The 4,775-nt window shown below is 72.5% G+C and carries 5 protein-coding genes and 1 pseudogene; 5 read left to right on the forward strand and 1 reads right to left on the reverse strand.

The window, feature by feature from the left end; translation table 11 throughout:
- From JM949_RS33595 to JM949_RS33610, 4 genes are all read left to right on the forward strand, one after another.
- Positions 1-488: nucleoside/nucleotide kinase family protein (locus JM949_RS33595; protein WP_203152063.1), on the forward strand; the 488-nt coding region annotated here is incomplete at its 5' end.
- 163 nt (positions 489-651) lie between these two features.
- Positions 652-1,050: a TraR/DksA family transcriptional regulator gene (locus JM949_RS33600; RefSeq protein ID WP_203152064.1), complete on the forward strand. Its 399-nt coding sequence runs from the start codon at positions 652-654 to the stop codon at positions 1,048-1,050.
- Between the two features lie 46 nt (positions 1,051-1,096).
- A complete protein-coding gene (locus JM949_RS33605) occupies positions 1,097-1,969 on the forward strand; it encodes a DUF72 domain-containing protein (protein ID WP_203152065.1) in 873 nt (290 codons plus the stop codon).
- Between the two features lie 290 nt (positions 1,970-2,259).
- On the forward strand, positions 2,260-2,688 hold the full coding sequence (locus tag JM949_RS33610; protein ID WP_203152066.1) for a DUF2267 domain-containing protein: 429 nt from the start codon (positions 2,260-2,262) through the stop codon (positions 2,686-2,688).
- Between the two features lie 44 nt (positions 2,689-2,732).
- On the opposite strand, the gene JM949_RS33615 is transcribed toward JM949_RS33610, so the two are convergent.
- A complete protein-coding gene (locus JM949_RS33615; RefSeq protein WP_203152067.1) occupies positions 2,733-3,515 on the reverse strand; it encodes a DUF72 domain-containing protein in 783 nt (260 codons plus the stop codon).
- Between the two features lie 347 nt (positions 3,516-3,862).
- Between JM949_RS33615 and JM949_RS33620 the strand changes: the two are divergent.
- Positions 3,863-4,775, forward strand: a pseudogene (locus JM949_RS33620) (cupin domain-containing protein); the annotation flags it as partial.

Genomic DNA, 4,775 nt, shown 5'->3' on the forward strand with positions numbered 1-4,775 from the left:
TGCGCGCCCGGGGCCGCCCGGTTCTGCACGTCCGCGCCACCGACTTCCTGCGGCCCGCGTCGCTGCGCTACGAGTTGGGCCGCACCAACCCGGACGCCTTCTACGAGGGCTGGGTCGACGAGGCCGGACTGCGTCGGGAGGTGCTCGACCCGGCCGGCCCGGGTGGCACCGGCCGCCTCCTGCCGTCGCTCTGGGACGCCGACGCCGACCGGGCCAGCCGGGCCCGCTACGTCGACCTGGCACCCGGGGGTGTCGTCCTGGTCAGCGGCCCGCTGCTGCTCGGCGGCGGTCTGCCCTTCGACGTCACCGTCCACCTGGAGCTGTCCCCGGCGGCGCTGCGCCGGCGCACCGAACCGGGCCAGGCGTGGGCGCTGCCGGCCTTCGACAGGTACGCCGAGGAGGTCGTCCCGGTGAGCTTCGCCGACGTGGTGGTGCGGGCCGACGACCCCCGTCGACCGGCGCTCGTCGAGCCCGGTGCGGACCGCTGAGCAGCGCCGAGAATTCGTCGGTTTGCTCGGCCGACCCGGCGGGTACTCGCCCGGCTCACAGAGCGCGGTGATCGCCCGCGTACCGAATGCGACCGTGACCGGGGCCCCGCGCCGCCGGCACCCGGTTCACCGTGAGCCACAGGCTTAGGAAAGGCAGGCAGCGATGCTCGTCCACGACACGGTCGGTGCGACCCGTTCCCAGACGGAGATCGACCAGATCCGACAGTCGCTCCAGGCGCGCTACGACGAGCTGACCGCGGAGTACGACCAGGCGGTGCTCCAGAGCCAGGTGCTGCGGCTGGTGGAGGTCGGTGACACCGCCGGCGACGACCAGGCCGACAGCGGCACGAAGACCGCCGAGCGGGACACCGCGCAGTCCCTGCTGCGCACCATCCTCGACCGGCGCGCCCAGTACGAACACGCTCTCGGCCGGCTGGAGGAGGGCACCTACGGCTGGTGCGAGGGTTGCTCGGCGGCGATCCCGGTGGAGCGGTTGGAGATCTTCCCGTCCGCCACCACCTGTGTGACGTGCAAGCAGACCCGCGAACGCCGGGCGGCCTGAACCACGCCAGCGGTTGCCGTCGTCCGCGACGCGGTGGACTTCCACCATGGGTGACATCCTGGTGGGCACCGCGTCCTGGACCGACCGGACACTGCTGGACTCCGGCTGGTATCCACAAACCGCGGACACCCCGGAGAAACGGCTGGCGTACTACGCCCGGAGATTCCCGCTCGTCGAGGTGGACGCCACCTACTACTCGCCACCCGCCGAGGCGACCGCGAAGCTGTGGGCCGAGCGCACCCCGGCCGGTTTCACCTTCAACATCAAGGCGTTCAGCCTGCTGACCGGGCATCCCACCCGGGTGAGCGCGCTCTACAAGGACCTGCGCCCGGACACCGACAAGAAGAACGTCTACCCCGACGACCTGCCCGCGCAGTCGTACGAGGAGGTGTGGACGCGCTTCCTGTCCGCGCTGGACCCGCTGGTCGAGGCGGGCAAGCTGGGCGCGCTGCTGTTCCAGTTCCCGCCCTGGTTCACCATCAAGCGGGCCAACAAGCAGTACCTGCTGGAGGTGGCGAAGCGCTGCGCGCCGCTGCGCCCGGTGTACGAGTTCCGGCACGCCTCCTGGTTCGACGGTGACAACGCCGAGGAGACCCTGGCCTTCCTGCGCGAGCACCGCCTGCCGTACGTCTGCGTGGACATGCCGCAGGGTCACCGCTCGTCACTGCCCCCGGTGCTGGCCGCCACCGCGGACCTCGCGGTGATGCGTTTCCACGGGCACAGCGACAAGTGGACCAGCAAGGACATCCACGAGAAGTTCGGCTACCACTACTCCAAGCGGGAGCTGGCCGACTGGGCGCCGAAGCTGCGGGAACTGGCCGACGAGGCCGGGCAGACGCACGTCCTGATGAACAACTGCTACCGCGACTACGCGCAGACCAACGCCGCCACGCTGGCCGGGCTCCTCGACGCGAACTGACGCTCACCCGATCCGGGTGAGGCCGGGTCACCCGAACCACGGGCAGGGTGGTCACGGTGGGCTCGGCCGCCGGGAGCGGTCGACGCCGGAGACGACACGGAGGTGACGGGGATGACGGTTCGAGTGGTGACGGATCGACGGCGCGGTGCCGTGCTGCACGTGGTCGGCACCGCCGACAACGCCCGGCGCGCCCCCGCAGGGCAGCCCGGTGCGCGCCCGTCGCGGCCCGGTGGGGCCGCCGCGCCGCGCCGACGACCGACGCTGGGACAGCACGGAACGGGGGTCGACCGATGGCTGACACCATGCTCTCCGCGTTCGAGTCCTCGCTGGACAAGACGAACCTGATTCTCAAGGACATCGAGAACGCCTACGGCTGGCCGAAGGAACGACGCAACCAGTCGTACGCCGCCCTGCGCACGGTGCTGCACCTGCTGCGCGACCGGCTGGCGGTGGACGAGAGCGTCGAGTTCGCCCAGCAGTTGCCGGTGCTGGTGCGGGGGATCTACTTCGACGGCTGGGTTCCGTCCGACGTGCCGATCAAGCTCAACCGGGACGACTTCCTCTACGAGGTCCGGCAGGGCTTCCCGTACGACGCCGAGGGCGGCGCGGAGCGGGTGACGCAGGTGGTGCTGGACACCCTGCGTCGACACGTCACCCAGGGCGAGTGGCAGGACGTGAAGGACACCATGCCCAAGGATCTCGCCATGATGATGCCGTGACGGCCTGAACGTCGTGAGCCCGCCCGAGCACCTGTCGGGCGGGTTCAGCCGGTGCCGGAGGTGTCCGCCTCGGCGGGGGTCGGCACCCGCGACACCGGGTGCCCGGCCCGACGGGCCAGCCCCGCGAACGCGACGGCGTCCACGATCGCCGCGCCGCCCGGGTCGTTGTTGAAGTAGACGTACGCCGGCTCGTCCGCGCCGAAGGTCTCGGTCAGCCGGCTCACCCAGGACCGCAGCGCGGTGCGCCCGTAGCGGGGCCACGGCCGCGCGCGCCCCTCGTGCAACCGCAGGTACCCGAAGTCGGTGGTGCGCCAGCGTGGGGCAACCGGCCGTCCCAGCCGGTCCGCCCAGACCAGTGCCGCCCGACGGCGTTCCAGCACCGCCCTGGTGGCGTCGGTCCACCAGGAGGGATGTCGGGGCTCTACCGCGACCCGGACCTCCGCCGGGAACAGCCGCAGTGTGGCGTCGAGCGCGTCGACGTCGGAGCGCAGGTTCGGTGGCAGTTGCACGAGCACCGGACCAAGCCGGTCACCGAGCGCGGTGGCTCGGCCGAGGAACCGGGCCACCGGCTCGGCCGGGTCGCGCAGTCGCTTGATGTGGGTCAGGTAACGGCTCATCTTCACCGCCACGCAGAAATCCGGTGGGGTTCGCGCCCGCCAGGCGGCGAAGGTGTCCCGCTCGGGCAGCCGGTAGAAGGCGTTGTTGACCTCGACCGTGGCGAACCCGGCTGCGAAGTGCTCCAGCCAGAGCCGCTGCGGCAGCCGCTGCGGGTAGAAGCGGCCCCGCCAGTCCCGGTACTGCCAGCCGGACGTGCCCACCAGGATCATCGCCCCATCCTGGCACTGTGCGCCGCCGCCCGCGAACCGGCCGTGTCGTCCCGGTCCGGCGTCTACGGTGAGGGTTAGAGAAGATCGCGCGTGGGGTACCACCCGCAGCACGACGGACCCCGGCGGATGGCGGGGCGGCTCACCCGAGGGAGTACCGATGGCACTCAACGATGACGACATGCAGACGACCGGCGGCGGCGGCGCGGAGGGCCCGGCCGACGGCGGCGCGACTCCCGGCCAGCAGGACGGTGGCGCCGACGGCGGTGCGGAGGGTCCGGCCGACGGTGGGGCCACCCCCGGGTCAGCAGGACGGTGGCGCCGACGGCAGCGCCCGGTAGCGGCACGCCATGACGCACCTCGACCCGCCGGGCGGCCACCGCCGCCCGGCGGTTCCGTCGGCGGACGCCGGTGCGGCCCTGGCCCGCTGCGTCGCGGTCGAGCCGGCCAAGTTCGCTGCCGCGCACTGGGGTCACACCCCGCTGCTGTCGCGCGCCGCCGACCTGCCCGACCCGGCTGGCTTCACCGACCTGCTCAGCCCCGCCGACGCCGACGAGCTGCTGAGCCGGCGCGGCCTGCGTACCCCGTTCCTGCGGATCGCCAAGGACGGCCAGCTGGTCGCGGCGGCACGCTGGACCGGCGGCGGCGGCGCGGGCGCCGAGATCGGCGACCAGGTGCTCGACGAGCGGGTCCTGGAGCAGTACGCGTCCGGCGCGACGCTGGTGTTGCAGGGTCTGCACCGGATCTGGCCGCCGCTTGTCGACTTCGCCAGCGACCTGGGTCTCGCGCTCAACCAGCCGCTCCAGATCAACGCCTACCTCACCCCGGCGGGCAGCCAGGGCTTCGCCACCCACTACGACACCCACGACGTGTTCGTGCTCCAGGTCGACGGCCGCAAACACTGGCGGATCCACCCGCCGGTGCTGCCCGATCCGCTGGAGAAGCAGCCGTGGGGTGGCCGGGCCGACGAGGTCGGCGCGACCGCGCAGGGTCCGGCCGCCCTGGACGTGGTGCTCGCCCCGGGCGATGCCCTCTACCTGCCCCGCGGCTGGCTGCACAGTGCGCAGGCGCAGGACGCCAGCTCGCTGCACCTGACCGTGGGCATCCGGGCCCTCACCCGCTACGCCCTGGTGGAGGAGTTGCTGACGCTGGCCGCCGAGGACCAGCGACTGCGGGCCAGCCTGCCGTTCGGCACCGACGTCGCCGACCCGGACGCGATCGAACCGGAGCTGACCGGAAACGGTCGAGGCGCTGCCGGGACTG

Origin of the sequence: Micromonospora tarensis (assembly GCF_016803395.1) — a bacterium.
GTDB classification, from domain to species: domain Bacteria; phylum Actinomycetota; class Actinomycetes; order Mycobacteriales; family Micromonosporaceae; genus Micromonospora; species Micromonospora tarensis.

Coding starts and splice junctions, on each gene's coding strand:
- JM949_RS33600 (WP_203152064.1), top strand. CDS start 652: ATGCTCGTCCACGACACGGTCGGTGCGACCCGTTCCCAGACGGAGATC.
- JM949_RS33605 (WP_203152065.1), top strand. CDS start 1,097: ATGGGTGACATCCTGGTGGGCACCGCGTCCTGGACCGACCGGACACTG.
- JM949_RS33610 (WP_203152066.1), top strand. CDS start 2,260: ATGGCTGACACCATGCTCTCCGCGTTCGAGTCCTCGCTGGACAAGACG.
- JM949_RS33615 (WP_203152067.1), bottom strand. CDS start 3,515: ATGATCCTGGTGGGCACGTCCGGCTGGCAGTACCGGGACTGGCGGGGC.